The organism is Streptomyces sp. NPDC059355, assembly GCF_042752335.1.
GTDB lineage: Bacteria > Actinomycetota > Actinomycetes > Streptomycetales > Streptomycetaceae > Streptomyces.
Genome location: NZ_JBHYXN010000007.1, coordinates 159601 through 179976, shown reverse-complemented (window position 1 = coordinate 179976; position 20376 = coordinate 159601). Strand labels below are relative to the sequence as shown.

Annotated in this window: 18 protein-coding genes; 14 read left to right on the top strand and 4 right to left on the bottom strand. The window is 71.5% G+C overall.

Annotated features, from left to right (window positions below):
* Nucleotides 1–32: 32 nt before the first annotated feature.
* Nucleotides 33–1550: a S1C family serine protease gene (locus ACFXGI_RS09665; RefSeq protein ID WP_384704877.1), complete on the bottom strand. Its 1518-nt coding sequence runs from the start codon at nt 1548–1550 to the stop codon at nt 33–35.
* Between the two features lie 224 nt (nt 1551–1774).
* On the opposite strand from ACFXGI_RS09665, the gene ACFXGI_RS09660 reads away from it, so the two are divergent.
* The 3 genes from ACFXGI_RS09660 to ACFXGI_RS09650 all read left to right on the top strand — a co-directional run bounded on the left by ACFXGI_RS09660 (nt 1775) and on the right by ACFXGI_RS09650 (nt 4406).
* Nucleotides 1775–2572, top strand: coding sequence for a glycerophosphodiester phosphodiesterase (locus tag ACFXGI_RS09660; protein WP_384704876.1), 798 nt, complete (start codon nt 1775–1777; stop codon nt 2570–2572).
* Nucleotides 2573–2657: 85 nt separating this feature from the next.
* The gene (locus ACFXGI_RS09655; protein ID WP_384704875.1) at nt 2658–3260 is read left to right on the top strand and encodes an ATP-binding protein; all 603 of its coding nucleotides are present in this window, start codon (nt 2658–2660) and stop codon (nt 3258–3260) included.
* Between the two features lie 171 nt (nt 3261–3431).
* Nucleotides 3432–4406 (top strand): DUF5926 family protein, encoded by a 975-nt coding sequence (locus ACFXGI_RS09650; RefSeq protein ID WP_384704874.1) that lies wholly within the window; start codon nt 3432–3434, stop codon nt 4404–4406.
* A 181-nt stretch (nt 4407–4587) separates the two neighbouring features.
* On the opposite strand, the gene ACFXGI_RS09645 is transcribed toward ACFXGI_RS09650, so the two are convergent.
* Nucleotides 4588–5205: a hypothetical protein gene (locus tag ACFXGI_RS09645; RefSeq protein ID WP_384704873.1), complete on the bottom strand. Its 618-nt coding sequence runs from the start codon at nt 5203–5205 to the stop codon at nt 4588–4590.
* A 114-nt stretch (nt 5206–5319) separates the two neighbouring features.
* Entirely contained in the window at nt 5320–6033 is a 714-nt protein-coding gene (locus tag ACFXGI_RS09640; RefSeq protein WP_384704872.1) for a bifunctional DNA primase/polymerase, read from the bottom strand.
* A gap of 408 nt (nt 6034–6441) precedes the next feature.
* Here ACFXGI_RS09640 and ACFXGI_RS09635 point away from each other — a divergent pair, with 408 nt between their 5' ends.
* Nucleotides 6442–8064 carry a PP2C family protein-serine/threonine phosphatase gene (locus ACFXGI_RS09635; RefSeq protein WP_384704871.1) on the top strand — a complete coding sequence of 541 codons (1623 nt, stop codon included), beginning with the start codon at nt 6442–6444 and terminating at the stop codon, nt 8062–8064.
* Between the two features lie 104 nt (nt 8065–8168).
* Complete coding sequence (locus tag ACFXGI_RS09630; protein ID WP_384704870.1) at nt 8169–9635, top strand: aminopeptidase P family protein; 1467 nt, start codon at nt 8169–8171, stop codon at nt 9633–9635.
* Nucleotides 9636–9749: 114 nt separating this feature from the next.
* Here ACFXGI_RS09630 and ACFXGI_RS09625 read toward each other — a convergent pair whose 3' ends face one another.
* Nucleotides 9750–10241, bottom strand: a complete 492-nt coding sequence (locus ACFXGI_RS09625) for an ATP-binding protein (protein WP_030857836.1) — start codon at nt 10239–10241, stop codon at nt 9750–9752.
* 219 nt (nt 10242–10460) lie between these two features.
* Here ACFXGI_RS09625 and ACFXGI_RS09620 point away from each other — a divergent pair, with 219 nt between their 5' ends.
* The 9 genes from ACFXGI_RS09620 to ACFXGI_RS09580 all read left to right on the top strand — a co-directional run bounded on the left by ACFXGI_RS09620 (nt 10461) and on the right by ACFXGI_RS09580 (nt 20269).
* Nucleotides 10461–11285, top strand: coding sequence for a hypothetical protein (locus tag ACFXGI_RS09620; RefSeq protein ID WP_384704869.1), 825 nt, complete (start codon nt 10461–10463; stop codon nt 11283–11285).
* Between the two features lie 106 nt (nt 11286–11391).
* Nucleotides 11392–12099: a YcnI family protein gene (locus ACFXGI_RS09615; protein WP_384704868.1), complete on the top strand. Its 708-nt coding sequence runs from the start codon at nt 11392–11394 to the stop codon at nt 12097–12099.
* A gap of 112 nt (nt 12100–12211) precedes the next feature.
* Nucleotides 12212–12865, top strand: coding sequence for an SCO family protein (locus tag ACFXGI_RS09610; RefSeq protein WP_384704867.1), 654 nt, complete (start codon nt 12212–12214; stop codon nt 12863–12865).
* Nucleotides 12862–13347, top strand: coding sequence for a copper chaperone PCu(A)C (locus tag ACFXGI_RS09605; protein ID WP_384704866.1), 486 nt, complete (start codon nt 12862–12864; stop codon nt 13345–13347). The genes ACFXGI_RS09610 and ACFXGI_RS09605 overlap by 4 nt, the downstream gene beginning before the upstream one ends.
* Before the next feature lie 22 nt (nt 13348–13369).
* Nucleotides 13370–15397: a copper resistance CopC/CopD family protein gene (locus ACFXGI_RS09600; protein ID WP_384704865.1), complete on the top strand. Its 2028-nt coding sequence runs from the start codon at nt 13370–13372 to the stop codon at nt 15395–15397.
* Nucleotides 15394–16677 carry an iron uptake transporter deferrochelatase/peroxidase subunit gene (efeB, locus tag ACFXGI_RS09595; RefSeq protein ID WP_384704936.1) on the top strand — a complete coding sequence of 428 codons (1284 nt, stop codon included), beginning with the start codon at nt 15394–15396 and terminating at the stop codon, nt 16675–16677. The genes ACFXGI_RS09600 and efeB overlap by 4 nt, the downstream gene beginning before the upstream one ends.
* 42 nt (nt 16678–16719) lie before the next feature.
* Nucleotides 16720–17655, top strand: coding sequence for a prephenate dehydratase (gene pheA, locus ACFXGI_RS09590; RefSeq protein WP_229338015.1), 936 nt, complete (start codon nt 16720–16722; stop codon nt 17653–17655).
* Between the two features lie 527 nt (nt 17656–18182).
* On the top strand, nt 18183–19460 hold the full coding sequence (gene serS / locus ACFXGI_RS09585; RefSeq protein WP_030857820.1) for a serine--tRNA ligase: 1278 nt from the start codon (nt 18183–18185) through the stop codon (nt 19458–19460).
* Nucleotides 19457–20269: an HAD family hydrolase gene (locus ACFXGI_RS09580; protein WP_351775704.1), complete on the top strand. Its 813-nt coding sequence runs from the start codon at nt 19457–19459 to the stop codon at nt 20267–20269. Before serS ends, ACFXGI_RS09580 begins: the two co-directional genes overlap by 4 nt.
* The last annotated feature ends 107 nt before the right edge of the window (nt 20270–20376 follow it).

The following is a 20376-nucleotide window of genomic DNA, read 5'->3' as shown; positions in this document are numbered from 1 at the left end:
CCCCGTCGGTTTCGCGCCCGGGCCGGGCGTCGTTACTTGTCGCCCACCCGCGAGCCGAGGGTGATGTCGACGGTGGTCGGCTTGCCGTCGCGCAGGTAGGTCAGCTTCACCACGTCGCCCGGCTTGTGCGTCCAGATCTCGCTGATCAGGGTCGGGCCGCTGTCGATCGGCTTGTCGCCGAACCGGGTGATCACATCGCCGGGCTTGAGGCCCGCCTTGCCGGCCGGACCGTTGGGGTCGACCAGGTCGTTGGCGGGCGCGCCCTGCTCGGAGATCTTGGCGCCGTCGGTCTTGGACTGGAGGTCCACGGAGACCGAGATGATCGGGTAGACCGGCTTGCCGGTCTTGATCAGCGACTCGGCGACGTTCTTCGCCTGGTTGACCGGGATGGCGAAGCCGAGGCCGATGGAGCCGGCCTGGCCGCCGCCGAAGCCGCCGTTGCCGGCCGACTGGATGGCGGAGTTGATGCCGATGACCGCACCGCGCCCGTCGAGCAGCGGACCGCCGGAGTTGCCGGGGTTGATCGAGGCGTCCGTCTGGAGCGCGCTCATGTACGAGTTCTTGCCGCCGGAGCCGTCACCGGAGGCCACCGGGCGGTTCTTGGCGCTGACGATGCCGGTGGTGACCGTGTTGGACAGGCCGAAGGGGGCGCCGATCGCGATGGTCGAGTCGCCGACCGCGACCTTGTCGGAGTCACCGAGCGGCAGCGGCTTGAGGCCGGCCGGCGGGTTCTTCAGCTTGAGCACGGCCACGTCGTAGCCCTGGGCCCGGCCGATGACCTCGGCCTCGTACTTCTTGCCGTCGGAGAAGGTGGCGGAGAGCTTGCCGCCGTTCGCGGCGGAGGCCACCACGTGGTTGTTGGTGAGGATGTGGCCCTGCTGGTCGTAGACGAAGCCGGTGCCGGTACCGCCCTCGCCGTCGCCGGCCGAGGCCTCGATGGTGACGACGCTGGGCAGCGCGCCGGCGGCCAGGCCCGCGATCGAGCCGGCCTCCCGCTTGATGTCCTTGGGGGTGCTGCTCGCGGCGACCGTGGTCGAGCCGACGCCGTTCCCGCTGCGCTCGGCGGCCCAGAAGCCGATGCCGCCGCCGACGCCGCCGGCGAGAAGGGCTGCCACGAGCACGGCGGCGACCAGGCCGCCCTTGCCCTTCGGCTTGGCGGGCGGGAAGCCGTCGGCGGTCGGGGGCGCGCCCCAGACGCCGCCGTCGTGGCCGCCTCCCGAGCCGTACGCCGGGACCGCGGGCGGCGGGGGCGGCCAGCCCTCGGCGCCGTGCGCGGCCGGGGCCTGCGGCGCGGGGGCCTGGGCGTAGGCCGGGCCCGTTGCGGGGGGCGGGGTGGGCGGGATCTGCTGGGTCGGCTCCGTGCCGGGCGCGGGCGCCGGCGGGAACTGCTGGGTGACCGGCTCCGCGGCGGGTGCGGCCGGAGCGGGCGGCGCCGGGGTCTCGGCGGCCGGTGCGGGCGCAGGCGTCTCGGGGGCAGGAGCGGCCACCGGGGGTGTGGACGGGGCCGCGGGGGGCGTCGGGGCCGCGGTGCCCTCGTTCTCGGTGCTCACAGCGCTCTTCTCCTCGTCACACACGGCTTCAGAAAAACTGGCGATTCGGCCCGACAGAACGTTCGACGTGCCGCACAAGTTCCTGGGAAAAGCCTTCCCTATGACCCGTCAGAGCACTGTAAGCCGGACCTGTGCGTCTGCCCCATTCTTTATATCCGGCATTCCGGGCGCATCCGCAGGGCGGAGCCCGACACCCGGGGCCGTCTCGGTGGCACCATGACCCGGTGACCCACGCACTGCCGCCCATCCAGGTCGTCGCCCACCGCGGCGCCTCGGAGGATGCCCCCGAGCACACCCTGGCCGCCTACCGCAAGGCCATCGAGTACGGCGCCGACGCCCTCGAATGCGATGTCCGGCTCACCGCCGACGGACATCTGGTGCTGGTCCACGACCGCCGGGTCAACCGCACCTCCAACGGCCGCGGCGCCGTCTCCGCCCTGGAGCTGGCCGACCTCGCCGCCCTCGATTTCGGCTCCTGGAAGGACCGCGAGGAGTCCCCGGACTGGGACGCCGACCCCGAGCGCACCTCCGTACTCACCCTGGAGCGGCTCCTGGAGCTGGTCTCCGACGCCGGCCGGCCGGTGCAGCTCGCCATCGAGACGAAGCACCCGACCCGCTGGGCCGGACAGGTGGAGGAACGGCTCCTCTTCCTCCTCAAGCGATTCGGGCTGGACTCGCCGCCCGCCGAGGGCCCGCACCCGGTCCGCGTCATGAGCTTCTCGGCGCGCTCCCTCCACCGGGTGCGGGCGGCCGCGCCGACGGTCCCGACCGTGTACCTGATGCAGTTCATCTCGCCCCGGATGCGCGACGGGCGGCTGCCGGCCGGGGTGCGGATCGCGGGTCCCGGGATGCGCATCGTGCGCAGCCACCCCGGGTTCATCCGCAAGCTGCAGGGCGCGGGCCACTCCGTACACGTATGGACCGTGAACGAACCGGAAGACGTTCAGCTCTGCGCTGATCTGGGTGTGGAAGCAATCATCACGAACAGACCGCGACAAGTTCTGTCACAGCTAGGGCGCTGACATCCCGTTTTGCGCACCCGTCCCGCACGCCACTCAGGTGACAGGGTGTGCACCGGCGCATCCGCTCCGCAATCGTCCGACATCAATGCGTCAGAGGGCTCCGCTTGGTCGGTTTCCGGTCCAGGCCATTGGGGCATCCAGACCATGGCGTGGGGCTAAGGAGGTTCCGGGGGTGGCGTTGGTGGTGGCACAGGAAGTGCCCACGTCTTCGCGTATGGACGTATGCCATGGTCCTGCGGGCGTGGGCGAGGCAAGGCGCCGCATGCGTGAGCAATTGCGTATGAGCGGGGTGCCCGAATCGGTCGTGGACGACGCCGTACTGATCCTTTCCGAACTGCTCAGCAACGCCTGCCGACACGGCAGACCACTGAGCGCCGGAGAGGTCGGGGACGGGGAGATACGCGCCGCGTGGCGCATCGACAAGGCGGGGCGGCTGACGGTCGAGGTCACGGACGGGGGCGGTCCCACCCGCCCGGTTCCGGCCACGCCCTCGGTCACCGCGCGCGGCGGCCGGGGGCTGAACATCATCAGCGCCCTCGCCCAGGACTGGGGTGTGCGGGACGGAGCGGCAGGCGAGGTCACCGTATGGGTGACGGTCGCGTGCGGGGCCCGGCACGAGGATTTCGCTACGCGCGTTGCGCCCCCGGCGATCGACTTCAGCACGGCCTTCGACGATCTCCATCCGTGACCGGATCCCTGACCCGGATCCCCGACGACGACACCGGCCGTCCGAACGAGCGGCCGCCGGGAGCGCACGCCGACCGTGCTCCCGGCCGCACCCTCCCGGTTGCGGCGGCGCGAACGGCTAGGCTCGCGCCCAGACACAACGCCGTACCGCCGCAACCGGGAGACACCCACGATGGCCAAGAAGCGCCCCGCAGCGAAGACTGCAAAGCCGCAGCTCAAGAACGGGGAGATCCCGGTGGTGGGCGCACGCGAGCCCTGCCCCTGCGGATCCGGGCGCCGTTACAAGGCCTGCCACGGCGCGGCCGCCGCGCACGCCGTCACCGAGCACGTGGCGCGCCCCTTCGAGGGCCTGCCCGCCGAGTGCGACTGGGTGGCGCTGCGCGAGCTCGTGCCCGCGGCGACCATCCCGCTCACGCTCAAGGGCGGCCTGCCCGAAGGCGTCCCGTCGGTCACGCTGGTGACCGTACTGCCGATGGCCTGGCCGGCGCTGCGCCGCGAGGACGGGTCCGTCCTGCTCGGCCTCCAGAACGACTCGACCACCGGCGACCTCGCCCGGGACATGGCCGACACCCTGGAGCGCGCGCTCGTCGCGGAACCGGGCACCCCGGTGGCCGCCCGCCGCGTTCCCGCCGAGGGTCCGCGACTTCAGGATCTCCTGGACACGGACGGCGTTTTCGAGCCGGTTGTGCACAGTGGCTTCGAATTCTGGATTCCGGATGCGGAGAGCGCTCAGAACGCCTCCCCGGAGATCGCCGCCTCCCTCGAGCGCGCCAACGCCGCCGCCATCCCCACCGTCAAGCTGGCCGGCGTGGACTCGGCCTACTGGTGCGAGACCCCGGACAAGAACCACCTGCGCTGGGTCATGCCGCACCCCGAGGAGAAGCTGCTCGACGCCCTCGCGCGGCTGCACGCCGCGGGCACCTCCTCGCTCGGCGAGGGCACCCGACTGGTCGGTTCGTTCCGGGCGCACGGCCTGATGGTCCCCGTCTGGGACCTGCCCACCGGAGTGACCGCCGACGACGTGGAGAAGCCCGCGGCGGAGTTCGCGGAGCGGCTGGCCACGGCCCTGGCCGCGGACGCCCCCCTGACCGCGGAGGAGCGCCGGGCTCGCGGCGGACTCACCAACCGCCAGGTCACGCTCAGCTGACCGCCGAGCGCCCGCAGGACCGGTGACTGGGGTCACAACTCCCGCTAATCGCCTGCAAATCGGTGTCTGAATATCAGAGATCGAATTTGCGAACAGGCGATCTCTTGTTACCGTTCTTGTAGCCCGGTCGCTGGTGCATCCCCCGTCGCCAGCGACCGGGCCCTTACATTTCCGCCGTCGCTCAACCGTCGGACGGTGCCGGTGAGTTGCTCCCGGACCGCAGCAGCAGCCGCCCTTCATCATCCGGAACTGCAAACTCCGCAACTGCCGAGTAGGCGTCCGGCGTCCCCGCCGAGTCCTCACGCGGCGTCTCGCACTGCCCCGGCTCGTCGCCCGCCCCGACCGCGCAGCGGATCTGCACCGTGCGCCCCGCCGGCCCCATCATCGTCAGGACGGCGTCCAGCGCGCGCCCGCTGGTGTTGCGGTAGTAGCTGCGGCCCCAGGTCCGGCCCTCGCCCACGAGGACGCAGGTCTGCGCCTCCAGGCCTTGCGGGGAGGAGAGTTCGGGGCCGCACCTGGAATCCGTACGGGGCTGCTCGGACGGGCCCGGCTGAGCCCGCTGAGCGGGCGGCTGCCCCGGCCGCGCTCCCCGCGCCGGCTCGGCCCGCCGCTCGGGCCCGGCGGCAGGTGTCGACGTACGCGATCCGCCCGATGGATCGGCCAGTCCGAGCGCGGAGAGCAACCCGCCGCCTTTCCCGTCGTCCTGACCGTCGAAATCCGGTCCGGCGATCGCTCCTGCCAGCGGGAGCGACAAGATGATCAGCACACCGGCGCTGATACCGATCAAGCGGAGATTCATTCGGCGAAGATAGCGATGCCGGAATGGGGCACGGAGATCCCCGCGCCCAATTCCCTTGGAAACACGTCGCACTGGCACCCGTACGAGTGATCCGCGGGCGCCCGGAGCACCGGTTCAGTACGCGAGCCGACTGCCGCCGCCCGAGGCCCCGCTGCTCGCCTCGACCAGCGCATGCACGACGGCCTCGATCTCCGGCAGCCACAGGCCGCCGGGGACGGGGCCGTCCTCGGGCTCGCGCTCCCACCGCACCTGCCCCCCGCCGGAGGCGGGGGAGGGCGGGAGCAACAGGTAGCCGCCCTCGCCGTGGAAACGCAGCGCGGAGGGCACGTGGTCCTTGGCGTACAGGAGTTCGCCGAGCCGCTCCAGTGAGTACGGCGCGACCAGCAGCGCCCAACGGGTGGGCGTGGCAACGATCGGGCCGAGCCGCATGCCCTGCGCGTCCAGCCGTACGACGGCCCGCGCGGCCGCGTTGGCCGGCAGGCTCACGGCACAGGGCGCGGACCCTCCGGTGGCCAGCAGTACGGGAGCGGTGGGCCGGTTGGTCCACCACCAGGACACCATCCGGGGGTCGGTGGTGGCCGCGAGCAGCCCGGGGTCGAAGGGGTGTGCGCCGGGAACGACGCAGTCGGGATCGGGACAGGCGCACCGGTTGCTGTCGGCGCCGGAGCGGCCGACGCCGGGCAGCACCGGCCACTGCCGGGCGGTGGCGCAGGTGAGCGCCGCGTCGAGGAGGGGGAGGGTCGGATCACCGCTCTGCCCGGGGGCCGGGCGGAGGGTTTTCAAGCGATCGCGGAGCCGCTGGAGACGCCTTCCGAGGATCTCGCGCATGAGCGCTCGTTCCTTTCCGTTGAACGCCGAGGGCCACATCACACCACGTAACCGGCGTTTCACCACACGTACACGTTTCGCGTCACTGTCCGCCTTGAAGCAGGTCCACACGGTTCGTGCAGTCTTCTTACGGGTCCATGGAACGTCCGGCGGGGGCGGAACGCGACCCGCGCCAGTGCCGAGACCGGCTGCCGCCGCTAAGGACGACGGACCGCGCCGGGCGGTTCCCGGCAACCGCCGGGCTGCGCCAACTCTCCCCGGGCACCACCGATTAGGTACCCAGAGCCGCTCCGGCGCCCGACCAGTCGATCGCAAAAACCGTCCGCTTCCGGCTTTTTCCAGCCAAGTTCTAGCCTTGGCTGGACAGTGAGTTGCCGTCTCACGGACACCAGGATTCCCACCTGGGCAATGCTGGACATCGATCCTCGTGTGCGTGTAGATGTGGATTCATTGATGGCGGCGCAGCACGATCTGGGGGTTTGCGATGCTATATGGCGAATCGCACCAGGTGGAAAGGCGGACGCCATGAGCGCCCCGCATCTGCCGAAAGTGGCTGGAATCGATCCAGCAGTTACCGCGGTCCCGCAGACTGCGGCGCCCACGCCCGCCCGAACCGCCCCCGCACAGGCTGCGGCAGCGGTCCCCGGACCGAGCACGGTGATCCAGGACAGGCTGGCGGGGATGGTCTCCGACCTGACCACCCTCCACGAGCTCACCGAGCGCCTCGCCCGCGCCCGTGACCTCGACTCCTCCCTCCATGAGTTCCTGCGCGCCGGAGCCGCCCTCGTCGGCGCCCGCCGCGGCCTGGTCGTCCTGGAACCCTCCGACGGGCTCGGCCCGACGACCACGATCGGCCTGGGCCTCGGCCGCGCGGACCTCGGGCACATCGAGACCGTCCCGCGCACCGCGACCTCGTACGGCCGCATCCTCGACGGACTCCCCGACGCCCGGGGCGGCTCCGAGGTGCTCCCCGAACCCGACGCCGCCCCCGGCTCGAACGGGTACGGCACCCCGGTCGACCCCCGCCACCGCGAGGTCGCCGCCCGGCTCGGCTACGCCGCGAGCTACGCACTGCCGCTGACGGCCGAGGCCACGGGGCGGCTGGGAGCCGCCGTCTGGCTCTACGACGAACAGGCCGAGCCGAGCGAGCGCCAGCGCGACCTCGCCGGGCTCTACGTGCGGCACGCCGCCGAACACCTGGCCCGGATGCTGGAGGTGGAACGCTCCCGCACGCGTCTGGCCACGGTCGCCGAGGAGCTGCTGCCCAGCCGGCTCCCCCGGATCCCCGGGGTGCAGCTCGCCGCCCGCCACCACACCGGGCCGCGCGGCGGGGGCGACTGGTACGACGCGCTGCCGCTGCCCGAGGGCGCCCTGGGGCTGGCCGTCGGTTCCGTCGGCGGGGCGGGGCCCAGCGCCGTCGCCGCGATGGGACGGCTGCGGGCCTCGCTGCGCGCGTACGCCGTCATGGAGGGGGAAGACCCCGTCGCGGTCCTGTCCGACCTGGAGCTGCTGCTGCGCCTGACCGAGCCCGCGCGCTGCGCGACGGCGCTCTTCGCGTACTGCGAACCCGCCGGGGGCCCTCAGGGGCGGAAGATCATCCTGGCCGGAGCCGGGCACGCCCCGCCGCTGCTCATCGGCGAGCACCGCACGGAGTACGTGGAGACCACCCTCTCCGCGCCGCTCGGGATGCTGTCGTGCTGGGAGGCGCCGAGCGTGGAGATCGAACCCGCGCGTGGAGAAACGGTGCTGCTGTACACCGACGGGCTGCTGCGGCGGACCGGAGACTCCATGGACCGGGCCTACGCACGGCTGCACGCGGCCGCCGCGGGGGTGCCCCGGGCCATCCGGGACGATCCGGCGGCCATCTGCGACCACATCCTGCGGACGTTGCTGCCCGCGGACGATCCTGCGGTCGCCCCCGCCGGTTCCGCCCCTGCGGCGGCTTCCGCCACCACGGCCACCACGGTCACCACGGCCGACACGGAGGACGGAGTGGAGGACATCGTCCTGCTCGCTGCCCGTTTTGACTGAATTCTCACACCCGCCGCCGGGCGTCTTCCCCTCGCACATACGATGGATACGGTCCTACCCGGTCCTGCAGTAGCTGTCGTACGTGTCGTAGCTGAGGAGAAGACGTGGCTGAGGAGCTCACCCCGGAGACCCCGGAAGAAGAGCAGCCCCAGAAGAAGCACAAGCAGCGCAAGAACGGGCTGTACCCGGGCGTCAGCGACGAACTCGCGGAGAGCATGCGCACGGGCTGGGCCGACACCGAGCTGCACGGGCTGGAGCCGATCGCCCAGGCCGCGCACACCGCCGCCCGCCGCGCCGCGCTGTCCGCGCGCTTCCCCGGCGAGCGCCTGGTCGTGCCCGCGGGTCGCCTCAAGACGCGCTCGAACGACACCGAGTACCCCTTCCGCGCCTCGACCGAGTACGCGTACCTGACCGGCGACCAGACCGAGAACGGCGTGCTGGTCCTCGAGCCCTCGGGCGAGACCGGCCACGCCGCCACCGTCTACCTGCTGCCCCGCTCCGACCGCGAGAACGGCGAGTTCTGGCTCTCCGGCCAGGGCGAGCTGTGGGTCGGCCGCCGCCACTCCCTCGCCGAGGCCGAGCAGCTGCTGGGCATCCCGGCCAAGGACGTGCGCAAGCTCGCCGACGAGCTGACCGAGGCGGAGGGCCCCGTACGCAACGTGCGCGGCCACGACTCCCTCATCGAGTCGGCCCTGACCGACAAGGTCACCAAGGAGCGCGACGAGGAGCTGCGCGTCTACCTCTCCGAGGCCCGCGCCGTGAAGGACGAGTTCGAGATCGGCGAGCTCCAGAAGGCCTGCGACTCCACCGTCCGCGGCTTCGAGGACGTCGTGAAGGTCCTGGACAAGGCCGAGGCCACGTCCGAGCGCTACATCGAGGGCACCTTCTTCCTGCGCGCCCGCGTCGAGGGCAACGACGTCGGCTACGGCTCCATCTGCGCCGCCGGCCCGCACGCCTGCACCCTGCACTGGGTCCGCAACGACGGCGACGTCCGCTCCGGCGACCTGCTGCTGCTCGACGCCGGTGTGGAGACCCACTCCCTCTACACCGCCGACGTCACGCGCACGCTGCCGATCAGCGGCACGTACACCGACATCCAGCGCAAGATCTACGACGCGGTGTACGAATCCCAGGAAGCCGGCATCGCGGCCGTCAAGCCGGGTGCCAAGTTCCGCGACTTCCACGACGCCTCGCAGCACGTGCTCGCCGAGAAGCTCGTCGAGTGGGGCCTGCTGGAGGGCCCGGTCGAGCGTGTCCTGGAGCTCGGCCTGCAGCGCCGCTGGACCCTGCACGGCACCGGCCACATGCTCGGCATGGACGTCCACGACTGCGCCGCCGCGCGCACCGAGGCGTACGTCGACGGCACGCTGGAGCCCGGCACGTGCCTCACCGTCGAGCCCGGTCTGTACTTCCAGGCCGACGACCTGACCGTGCCCGAGGAGTACCGGGGCATCGGCGTCCGCATCGAGGACGACATCCTGGTCACCGAGGACGGCAACCGGAACCTGTCGGCCGGGCTGCCCCGCGCCTCGGCCGATGTCGAGGCCTGGATGGCGCGCCTGAAGGGCTGACGCCCGCCCTTGGGCCGGCCTTCGGGCCGGCCCCGCGTTCGCCTCCGATGGGCGGGACCTCGTACGCGAGTCCCGTCCATCGGCGTATCCGGGGCCCTTCCGCCGGGGCTTCCGCTAGGACACCTTCAGCAGCGCTCCCTCACGCCATTTCAGGATCTTGTCGAAGCTGACCACCGCGCCCCGGCCCGGCCGGTTGCGCAACCTGACGTGGTCGGCGAGCTCCGCGATCAGCCACAGGCCCCGGCCGTGCTCGCTCTCCGAGGGTTCGGAGGGGCCGGCCGGCGGGGGTCTGTGCCCCGAGACCGTCGCCGCGGGGAAACCCGGCCCCGAATCGGTCACCTCGATGCGGCAGCAGTCCCCGTCCAGGTACGCGGTGACGCGGTACGCCGCGCACGCCTCCGGGAGGGATTCCGCGCCGGCACCGGCTTCGGCCGCCGGACCGCCGTGCTCCACCGCGTTCGCGCAGGCCTCGCTCAATGCCACCGAGAGATCGAAGGAGATGTCCGGGTCCACCCCCGCGGTCTCCATCGTCCCCAGCAGCAACCGCCTGGCGAGCGGCACGCTCGCGGCTTCGCGCCTCAAGTGGAGAGACCACCAGATGCTCATACGGTTACGTATTGCCGCCCGCGGCGGGGCGTAAGCCCCTGGCGGCCGCCACAGCCCTCATTCGGCCGATGCGGCACTCCGAAGCAGCGGTGTATGCGGTGGCGTACGGGCCTCCGCCCCGGCGGTGACACCCGAGGTGAAGCCCTCGTACAGGGGCACTCACGACCTTCCGGACCTGCCGTATGGGCGGTGTGAGGGCAGTGCGATGATGGCCCGGCCATGACTGTCCCCCACGCGACGCCTGCCGGAGCCGGACTCCGGCTGCTTCGGGCCGCGGTGTTCACCGCGGTCTGCGTCGTGCTGTCCGCGGCCGGGCACGCCCGGGCGTCCTGCGCCACGGTGCCCTGGTGGGCCCTGGTCATCGCCTTCCTCGCCGTGTTCGCGGTCGCCGCCCCGCTCGCGGGCCGCCGCCGGACGCTGCCCGGCATCGCCGCCGGACTCGCCTTCGGACAGCTCGGACTGCACACGGTGTTCGGCCTCGGCCAGCACAGCGCGGCCTCTGCCCCAGCACCTGCTGGCGCTGACACCTCGCTCGCGGCGCTCGCCGCCCGGCTGGTCTGCGGGGGCAACTCCGTCCCGCTCAGCCCGGCCGACGCCCGGCAGATCCTGGAGACCGCCGGACTGGATCCGGCCGCCCTGGCCGCCCAGGCCGCGGCGCAGGGAGCGGCACCGGTCCACGCCGGCCACGCGCACCTCGCGCAGGCCGCCGCCGCGCCCGCCACCGGCCTGTTCAGCACCGGCATGCTCCTCGGGCACCTGCTGGCCGCTCTGGCAGCCGGCTGGCTGATGGGGCGCGGCGACGCCGCCCTGTTCCGGCTCGTGGAGCTGTCCCGCAGCTCCGCCGAAGCCGATCCGGTACGTCCGCTGCGCGCCGCGCTGGCCTTCGTACGGGCCCTCGGCGCGGGGCTCGCGGGTACGCCGGCCGGTGCCCCGCAGGCAGCCCGTACCGCAGCCGAACCCACCGCGCACACGGGCCGGGACGCACTCCAGCACACGGTGATCAGGCGCGGGCCGCCCTCCACCGCGCTCGCCCTCGCAGCCTGACGCGGCACCCCTCCCCGGAGCACCCGGCGGAAGCACCGGTGCCGCGAACTCCGCGCGCACCCGTGCGCGGAATCACCGTCACCCTGCCTCTGTGGAGTGTTCCGCCATGAAGACCTCTCGCGTCTCCTTCGCCGCCGCCCTTGCCGCCGGCTCCGTCCTCGTCCTGTCCGGCACGGCCTTCGCACACGTCAGCGTGCAGCCCGGGGACGCCGTCAAGGGCGGCTACGCGACCATCAACTTCAAGGTCCCGAACGAGCGCGACAACGCCTCGACCACGCAGCTGGAAGTCAACTTCCCCGTGGACCAGCCGCTGACCTCCGTCATGCCGCAGGACATCCCCGGCTGGACCGTGACGATCGAGAAGAGCAAGCTCGACAAGCCGCTCACCGTCCACGGCAAGCAGGTCAACGAGGCCGTCACCAAGGTGACCTGGAGCGGCGGCAAGATCGAGCCCGGCAAGTTCCAGCAGTTCCCGGTCTCCGTCGGCAAGCTGCCCGACAATGCCGACCAGATGGTCTTCAAGGCGATCCAGACGTACGACAACAACGAGGTCGTCCGCTGGATCGAGGAGACGAAGGCGGGCGCGGCGGAGCCGCAGAACCCGGCGCCCGTCCTGAAGCTGACCGCGGCCAAGGCCGCCGACGACCACCACGGCGACGGCGACAAGAACGCCGCCGCCAAGGACGACAAGGGCCACGGCGAGGCCGCCAAGAGCAGCTCCGACACCACCGCGCGCGCCCTCGGCGTCGCGGGCATCGTCATCGGCCTCGGCGGTGTCGCCTTCGGTGTCGCCTCGCGTCGCCGCGCCTCCTGACCCCGGGCGGCCCCAGGCCGTATCCCCTTAGTCCAGAACGTGCGCGCGGCCGGTCCTTCTTCGTCGCCGGCCCGCCCGTGCACCACATCCCCGATCCCAGGGACATCCCTCCATGCGCACCACACGTGTGACGGTCGCCGCCCTCGTGGCGGCGGCCGCGCTCACCCTCACCGCCTGCGGCGGCGGTGAGACCGCCAAGACCAACGAGGTCACCCAGCTCACCGGCCAGACCAAGGCCGGCAAGGCCACGGTCCTCGACCGCCCCTTCGACAAGCCGGAGCTGGTCCTGACGGACACCACCGGCAAGCCGTGGAACCTGCGCGAGCAGACCAAGGGCAAGCCGACGCTCATCTACTTCGGCTACACCCACTGCCCCGACGTGTGCCCCCTGACGGTGAGCAACATCGCCGTCGCGAAGAAGGCACTGCCGAAGGCCGACCAGGACAACCTCCGGGTCGTGTTCGTCACCACCGACCCCGAACGGGACACTCCCGACTCCCTCGGCGCGTGGCTCAAGGCCCAGGACCCGTCCTTCACCGGGCTGACCGGGGACTTCGCCACCATCCAGGCAGCCGCGCGCAAGCTCGGCATCGGTATCGAGGCACCGAAGAAGGAGGCCGACGGCAGCGTCGTCTCCATGCACGGTGCCCAGGTCATCGCGTTCTCGCCCAAGACCGACGAGGGATACCTCCTCTACGGCGAAGGCACGACCGTCGACGACTACACCAAGGACCTGCCGAAGATCGCCAAGGGAGAGAACCCGTGAACGCCCGCACCACCCGCACCCTCGCCGCCGCCCTCTCCCTGACGGCAGCGCTCGCCATATCCGGCTGTTCCTCGGACTCCGACGCCAAGGCCGGCGCGGACAAGCCGAAGATGACGGTCAGCGGCGCCTTCATGCCGGAGCCCGTGAACGACACGATGGCCGGCGCGTTCATGATCATCAAGAACGGGTCCAAGACGGCCGACAAGCTCACGGCCGTCACCAGCCCGATCTCCGACGATCTGCAGATCCACGAGACCAAGGACCAGAAGATGCAGCAGGTCGCGGCCATGCCCGTGCCTGCCAACGGCGAGCTCCGGCTGGAGCGTGGCGGCAGCCACGTCATGCTCATGGGGCTGAAGAGCATGCCGAAGGTCGGCGACAAGGTCACCGTCGAGCTGCGCTTCGAGAAGGCCGACCCGGTCAAGGTCGAGCTGGACGTCAAGGAACGGACGTACAACGCCCAGAACACCAGCGCCCACTGACGGACCGAGGTACTGACACGCCATGACGGCCATCGCCCCCTCCCCGGCCCGCGTCCGGGCCCCGGCACTTCTGCCGCGGCTCGTGCTGGTCCTCGCAGCCCTGCTGGCGGCCCTGTTCACCGCGGCCGGCCCGGCCTCGGCACACGCCGCGCTCACCGCGAGCGACCCCAAGGACGGGGCGGTGGTCGCCACGGCACCCGCCCAGGTCACCCTCTCCTTCTCGGAGCAGGTCGCCCTGGGCGACGACTCCATCCGCGTCATGGACCCGCAGGGCAAGCGGGTGGACACCGGTGAGCTGCGCGACATGTGCAGCGGAACCACCATCCGCTACGGCACCGCACTGCACTCCGGACTGCCGGACGGCACCTACACCGTCGCCTGGCAGGCCGTCTCCGCCGACAGCCACCCCGTCTCCGGAGCCTTCACCTTCTCCATCGGCGCCCCCTCCGCGACCAGCGTGGCGCTGCCCACCGCCCAGGCGGGCGGCGGACCGGTGGGCATCGCGTACGACATCGCGCGCTATGCCGCCTACGGCGGTTTCACCGTCCTCGTCGGCGGCGCGGCCTTCATCCTGCTCTGCTGGCGACGCGGCGCGGCACAGCGCCCGCTGCAGAAGCTCATCGTGCGCGCGTGGGTCACGCTGACCGCCGCCACTCTCGTGATGCTGGTGCTCCGCACCCCGTACACGGGGTCGGGGAAGTTCGCCGACGCACTGGACCTCGACGGCCTGAAGGCCGTTCTGGAGACCAAGACCGGTGCCTCCCTCGTCTCCCGGCTGCTGCTCCTCGGCGCCGCCGCGCTGTTCATCGCCGTGCTGTTCGGCGCCTACGCGCGCAAGACCGCCGAAGCCGCGGAAGCGGCGGAAGCGGCGAAGCCCAAGGGCAAGGGCAAGGGCAAGGGCAAGCAGAAGGACCGCGGGGCGGACAAGGCGTCTGGGTCTGGGTCTGCGTCGGACAAGGACAAGGAGGCGAACGACCTGCTCTTCGGCCTCGGCATCGGCGGAACCGTCGTGGCCGGCGGCATCGCCGCCACCTGGGCCCTGTCCGAGCACGCCTCTACCGGCATCCAGCCCGGTATCGCCATGCCCGCCGACATCCTGCACCTGCTGGCCGTCGCCGCCTGGCTCGGAGGTCTCACCGCACTGCTCGTCGCCCTCCACAAGGTCCCGGACATGGAGCGGGAGGCGGTCCGGCGGTTCTCTCGGGTCGCGTTCGTCAGCGTCCTGGTCCTCGCCGTCACCGGCGTCTACCAGTCCTGGCGCCAGGTCGGCAGCTGGTCGGCCCTCACCGGGACCAGCTACGGACAGCTCCTGCTGGTGAAGATCGGGCTCGTCGCCGTCCTCGTCGGCATCGCCTACGTCTCCCGCTCGTGGACCGCACGGCTCACCGATGCCCCCGCCCTGAAGCCTGCCAAGATCGCCCGGCAACGCGATGTTTCACGTGAAACATCGCCGGCCTCCGTCACCGTCCCCGAGGACCCCAAGCGGGCCGCCCAGCTCGCCCGACAGCGCGCCGCCCGGGAGAACGCCCGCGAGAAGCAGGTGCGCGACGCCGATCCGGCCCGGGCGGGACTGCGCCGCTCCGTCCTTGCCGAGGCAGGGGTCGCCATCGCCCTGCTCGCCGTGACCACCGTGCTCACCAGCACCGAACCCGGCCGGACCGCCGAGCGGGCGAGCGGGCCGGACTCCGCGGCCACCGCCGTCCCCAACCGCGCCATCAAGATCAGCCTGCCGTTCGACACCGGCGGGCAGAACGGCAAGGGTTCGGTCCGTGTCGAGGTCGACCCGGGCCGGGTCGGCGCCAACTCGCTCCACGTCTGGGTCGACGACCCCCAGGGCCAGCCCCTCGACATCCCCGAGATCAAAGTCGCCTTCACCCTCCCCGCCAAGGACATCGGCCCCCTGCCGCTCCTCCCGGAGCGCGCGGCCCCCGGACACTGGAGCGCGTCCGGCGTCCAGCTGCCGCTGGCCGGGGAATGGCGGATCGACGTGACCGTCCGTACCTCCGACATCGACCAGACGACCGTGCAGAAGAACGTGAAGATCGGCTGACCAGCGTGACCGAGAGCAACCCCGACATCGAGATCACCCGGCGCCGACTGCTGGGCACCGTCGGCGCCGCGGGCGCCGCGGGGCTCGCGCTCGGCGCCACCGGCGGCGCCCTCGTGCACTCCGCGTTCGGCGACTCCCCGGCCGGCGCCACAGGGGCCCCCGGGAGCCTCGCCTCCCTCGGCGCCACCCACATCGCCTTCCAGGGCGAGCACCAGGCCGGCATCACCGACCCGCTGCAGGCCAAGGGCCACGTCATCGCCTTCGACCTGGCCCCCGGGGCCGGCCGCAAGGAGGCCGCCGCTCTGATGCGGCGCTGGTCCGACACCGCACGCCTGCTGATGGCGGGCAAGCCCGCATCGGGCGCGGACTCCGGTATCGCCCTCGACGCCGGGCCTTCCTCCCTCACCATCACCTTCGGCTTCGGCCACTCCTTCTTCGAGCGCACCGGGCTCGCCGCCCGCCGCCCCACCGCCCTCGACCCGCTGCCCGATTTCTCCGCCGACCGGATCGACGCCCAGCGCAGCAACGGCGACCTGTGGGTCCAGATCGGCGCCGACGACGGGCTCGTCGCCTTCCACGCCCTGCGCACCCTCCAGAAGGAGGCCGGGGAGGCAGCCCGGGTCCGCTGGCAGATGAACGGCTTCAACCGGTCCCCCGGCGCCACCGCCGCACCGATGACCGCCCGCAACCTCATGGGCCAGATCGACGGCACCGGCAACCCGAAGCCCGCGCAGCCCGACTTCGACAAGCGGATCTTCGTCCCCGCCGCCGGCCCCGGGCCCGCCGAGCACGCCTGGATGGGCGGGGGCTCGTATGCCGTCGTACGGCGCATCCGCATGCTCCTCGACGACTGGGACAAGCAGTCCCTGGCCCAGCAGGAGCAGGTCATAGGCCGTACGAAGGCCACCGGCGCGCCCCTCACCGGCGGCACCGAGACCACGAAGATGGCTCTCGACAAGATCGGACCCGACGGCAAGCCCGTCATTCCGTCCAACGCGCACGCCCGGATCTCCGCACCCGAGCAGAACGGCGGGGCCGCCATGCTCCGGCGCCCGTTCTCCTTCCACGAAGGGATCGCCGCCGACGGCACCCCGGACGCGGGTCTCCTCTTCATCTGCTGGCAGGCCGATCCGCTGCGCGGCTTCGTCCCCGTCCAGCGCAAGCTGGACCGGGGTGACGCCCTGTCGGAGTTCATCCGGCACGAGTCCAGCGGGCTGTACGCGGTCCCGCCCGGCCCCCGCGACGGGGAGTACGTGGGGCAGCGGCTGCTCGAAGGATGAACAGCGACCCGGCGGTCGGGGGCCCGGCATTAGGCTGATCACATGTCGGCCACCCGCTTCACCTATCTCGGTCCCGAGGGCACCTTCACCGAAGCCGCCCTCCGCACACTGCCGGAAGCCGCGACCCGGGAGCTCGTCCCGATGGTGTCGGTCCCGGCCGCCCTGGACGCCGTACGCAACGGGGAGGCAGCGGCCGCCCTGGTGCCGATCGAGAACTCGGTGGAGGGCGGGGTCACCTCCACCCTGGACGAGCTGGCCTCCGGCGAACCGCTGATGATCTACCGCGAGGTGCTGCTGCCCATCGCCTTCGCGCTGCTCGTGCGGCCCGGTACCAAGCTGTCGGACGTCAAGACCGTCACCGGGCACCCGGTCGCCCAGCCCCAGGTGCGCAACTGGCTGCGGGCGAACCTGCCCGACGCGACGTGGGAGTCGGCCGCCTCCAACGCCGACGGGGCCCGGCTGGTCCAGGAGGGCCGCTTCGACGCCGCCTTCGCGGGCGAGTTCGCGGCGGCCACGTACGGGCTCGTCCCGCTGGTCACCGAGATCCACGACGCGGAGAACGCCGAGACCCGGTTCGTCCTCGTCGGGCGGCCCGCCCGGCCGGCCGCGCCGACGGGCGCCGACAAGACCTCCGTCGTGCTGTGGCTCGGGGACGACCACCCCGGTGCGCTGCTGGAGCTCCTCCAGGAGTTCGCCGTCCGCGGGGTCAACCTGATGCTGATCCAGTCCCGGCCGACGGGCGAGGGCATCGGCAACTACTGCTTCGCGGTCGACGCCGAGGGTCACATCTCCGACCGCCGGGTCAGCGAGGCGCTCATGGGTCTCAAGCGCACCTGCCCCCAGGTCCGCTTCCTCGGCTCCTATCCGCGCGCCGGTGTCGCTCAGGGTGACGTGCGCGCTCCGCGGCCCGGAACCTCCGATGGAGACTTCATGGCCGCTTCCGACTGGCTGACGCGCTGCCTCGACGGCCGGGCGTAGCTCTTCCTCCACTGTCCACAGAGTTATCCACAGGCAGAGATGGGGACCTGTGGACTAGTCGACATCGCGGCGCGACAAGGTCGACAAATCGGTCGGGGGTCCCGGGTTTCGCGCTGGGGAGCGGAAGGTGAACGGCGTCACCCCTACATCGCCGATCAACTCTTTGGAGCGAGCCATTCCCACCCGAATGAGTGTGTGAGGGTGGTTTGAACCCTGAATCGTCTTGACGGGTCGCGGGTGGGGATTGATCTATTTCCGTGTCCACAGATCCGGCGCACAGCCTGTGGACAAGTCCCCGCGGTGGGCAATTCCTGTGGACAAGGAAGACCTTCCCGCCCTGCTCAGGGACTGCCCGGATACCGCGCTTGTGCCCCTTTTCGGGGAATGGGCCGCTTTTATTGACCACACGGGAAGGGTCACTTCCGGCCAGCGGGTTCCGGGTTTTCCATTCTCCACAATTGGGACATAGTGACACGCGGCGTGATATCGGTGTGAGCCCAGGAAGCCCAGCCCGGTAGCCTGGAGGGGTGATTGACCTCCGGCTGCTCCGTGAAGACCCTGACCGTGTCCGCGCCTCGCAGCGCGCCCGTGGAGAGGACGTCGACCTCGTCGACGCACTGCTCTCCGCCGATGAGCGCCGCAGGTCCTCCGGCATGCGCTTCGACGAACTGCGCAATGAGCAGAAGTCACTCGGCAAGCTCATCCCCAAGGCCTCTCCGGAGGAGCGGGCAGAGCTGCTGAAGAAGGCCGAGCAGCTCAAGACGGACGTCAAGGCCGCCGAGGCCGAGCAGAACGAGGCCGACGAGGCCGCCAAGCGGCTGCTGCTCCAGCTCGGCAACATCGTCCACGAGGACGTCCCGGTCGGCGGCGAGGAGGACTTCACCGTCCTCGAGACGCACGGCACGATCCGCGACTTCGGCGCCGAGGGCTTCGAGCCCAAGGACCACCTGGAGCTCGGCGAGTCGCTGGGCGCCATCGACGTCGAGCGCGGCGCCAAGGTGTCGGGCTCGCGCTTCTACTACCTGACCGGTGTCGGCGCGCTGCTGGAGCTCGCCCTGGTCAACGCGGCGATCGCGCAGGCCACCGAGGCCGGCTTCATCCCCATGCTGACCCCGGCACTGGTCCGCCCGCGCGCCATGGAAGGCACCGGCTTCCTCGGCCAGGCCGCAGAGAACGTGTACCACCTGGAGAAGGACGACTACTACCTGGTCGGCACCTCCGAGGTCCCGCTCGCCGCGTACCACATGGACGAGATCATCGATGCCGAGAAGCTGCCGCTGCGCTACGCCGGCTTCTCGCCGTGCTTCCGCCGCGAGGCCGGTACGTACGGCAAGGACACCCGCGGCATCTTCCGCGTCCACCAGTTCGACAAGGTCGAGATGTTCTCCTACGTCGCGCCGGAGGACGCCGAGGCCGAGCACCAGCGCCTCCTGGAGTGGGAGAAGCAGTGGCTGACCAGCCTGGAGCTGCCCTTCCAGGTGATCGACGTCGCCACCGGTGACCTGGGGGCCTCCGCCTCGCGCAAGTTCGACTGCGAGGCGTGGATCCCGACGCAGGGCAAGTACCGCGAGCTGACCTCGGCGTCGAACTGCAACGGCTTCCAGGCCCGCCGCCTGTCGATCCGCTACCGCGACGGCAAGAAGACCGCGCCGCTCTCGACGCTGAACGGCACGCTGTGCGCCGTACCGCGCACGATCGTCGCGATCCTGGAGAACCACCAGCAGGCCGACGGTTCCGTGCACGTGCCGGTGGCGCTCCGCCCGTACCTGGGCGGCCGCGAGGTCCTGGAGCCGATCGCCAAGTGAGCCCGGTCCCGTTCCCGTACAAGCTCGTCGCGACCGATCTCGACGGCACGCTGCTGCGTGGCGACGACACCGTCTCGGAACGCACCCGTGAAGCGCTCGCCGCGGCCACCGCGGCGGGCGCGGCGCACATCATCGTCACCGGCCGGGCCGTGCCCTGGACCCGGGGCGTGCTGGACGATCTCGGCTACAAGGGGATCGCGGTGTGCGGGCAGGGCGCACAGCTCTACGACGCGGGGGCGCACCGGCTGCTGACCTCGGTGACGCTGGACCGGCAGCTGGCCGGTCTGGCGCTGTCGAAGCTCGAGGCCGAAGTGGGTCCGCTGGCGCTCGCGGCCAGCCGGGACGGGGTGGACGGCGACGTGCTCTTCGGCCCCGGCTATCAGGTGCAGGGGGGTCTGCCGGCCCTCTACCTGGCGGATACCGCGGAGGTGTGGACGGCTCCGCTGAACAAGCTCTACATCCAGCACCCGGAGCTCGGCGACGACGCGCTGGTGAAGGTGGCCCGGGAGACCGTGGGCTCACTGGTCGACATCGTCATGGCCGGTCCGGGGATAGTGGAGATCCTGCCGCTGGGGCTGACGAAGGCCACCGGACTCTCACTGGCCGCGCGCCGGCTGGGTGTGAAGGCGGCGGAGACGATCGCCTTCGGCGACATGCCCAACGACATCCCGATGTTCGGCTGGGCGGCGCACGGAGTGGCCATGGCCAATGCCCACGCGGAGCTGAAGGCGGTGGCCGACGAGGTGACGACCTCCAACGAGGAGGACGGCATCGCGGTGGTGCTGGAGCGACTGCTGGGCGCTGCCTGACGGTCAGCCCGGCAACGGGAACGAGAACGGGGAAGGTCCGGAACAGCCCGCGCCGCGAGGCGCGCTCGAAGTGGCTGCTCCGGACCTTTTTGTTGCTCCCCGCACGA

What these genes read in the sequence shown, in the direction of transcription:
- ACFXGI_RS09635 (WP_384704871.1), top strand. Translation starts at nt 6,442, where the DNA reads ATGCTGGACATCGATCCTCGTGTGCGTGTAGATGTGGATTCATTGATG.
- ACFXGI_RS09625 (WP_030857836.1), bottom strand. Translation starts at nt 10,241, where the DNA reads ATGAGCATCTGGTGGTCTCTCCACTTGAGGCGCGAAGCCGCGAGCGTG.
- ACFXGI_RS09600 (WP_384704865.1), top strand. Translation starts at nt 13,370, where the DNA reads ATGACGGCCATCGCCCCCTCCCCGGCCCGCGTCCGGGCCCCGGCACTT.
- ACFXGI_RS09650 (WP_384704874.1), top strand. Translation starts at nt 3,432, where the DNA reads ATGGCCAAGAAGCGCCCCGCAGCGAAGACTGCAAAGCCGCAGCTCAAG.
- ACFXGI_RS09610 (WP_384704867.1), top strand. Translation starts at nt 12,212, where the DNA reads ATGCGCACCACACGTGTGACGGTCGCCGCCCTCGTGGCGGCGGCCGCG.
- ACFXGI_RS09645 (WP_384704873.1), bottom strand. Translation starts at nt 5,205, where the DNA reads ATGAATCTCCGCTTGATCGGTATCAGCGCCGGTGTGCTGATCATCTTG.
- ACFXGI_RS09620 (WP_384704869.1), top strand. Translation starts at nt 10,461, where the DNA reads ATGACTGTCCCCCACGCGACGCCTGCCGGAGCCGGACTCCGGCTGCTT.
- ACFXGI_RS09640 (WP_384704872.1), bottom strand. Translation starts at nt 6,033, where the DNA reads ATGCGCGAGATCCTCGGAAGGCGTCTCCAGCGGCTCCGCGATCGCTTG.
- ACFXGI_RS09655 (WP_384704875.1), top strand. Translation starts at nt 2,658, where the DNA reads ATGCGTCAGAGGGCTCCGCTTGGTCGGTTTCCGGTCCAGGCCATTGGG.
- pheA (WP_229338015.1), top strand. Translation starts at nt 16,720, where the DNA reads ATGTCGGCCACCCGCTTCACCTATCTCGGTCCCGAGGGCACCTTCACC.
- ACFXGI_RS09615 (WP_384704868.1), top strand. Translation starts at nt 11,392, where the DNA reads ATGAAGACCTCTCGCGTCTCCTTCGCCGCCGCCCTTGCCGCCGGCTCC.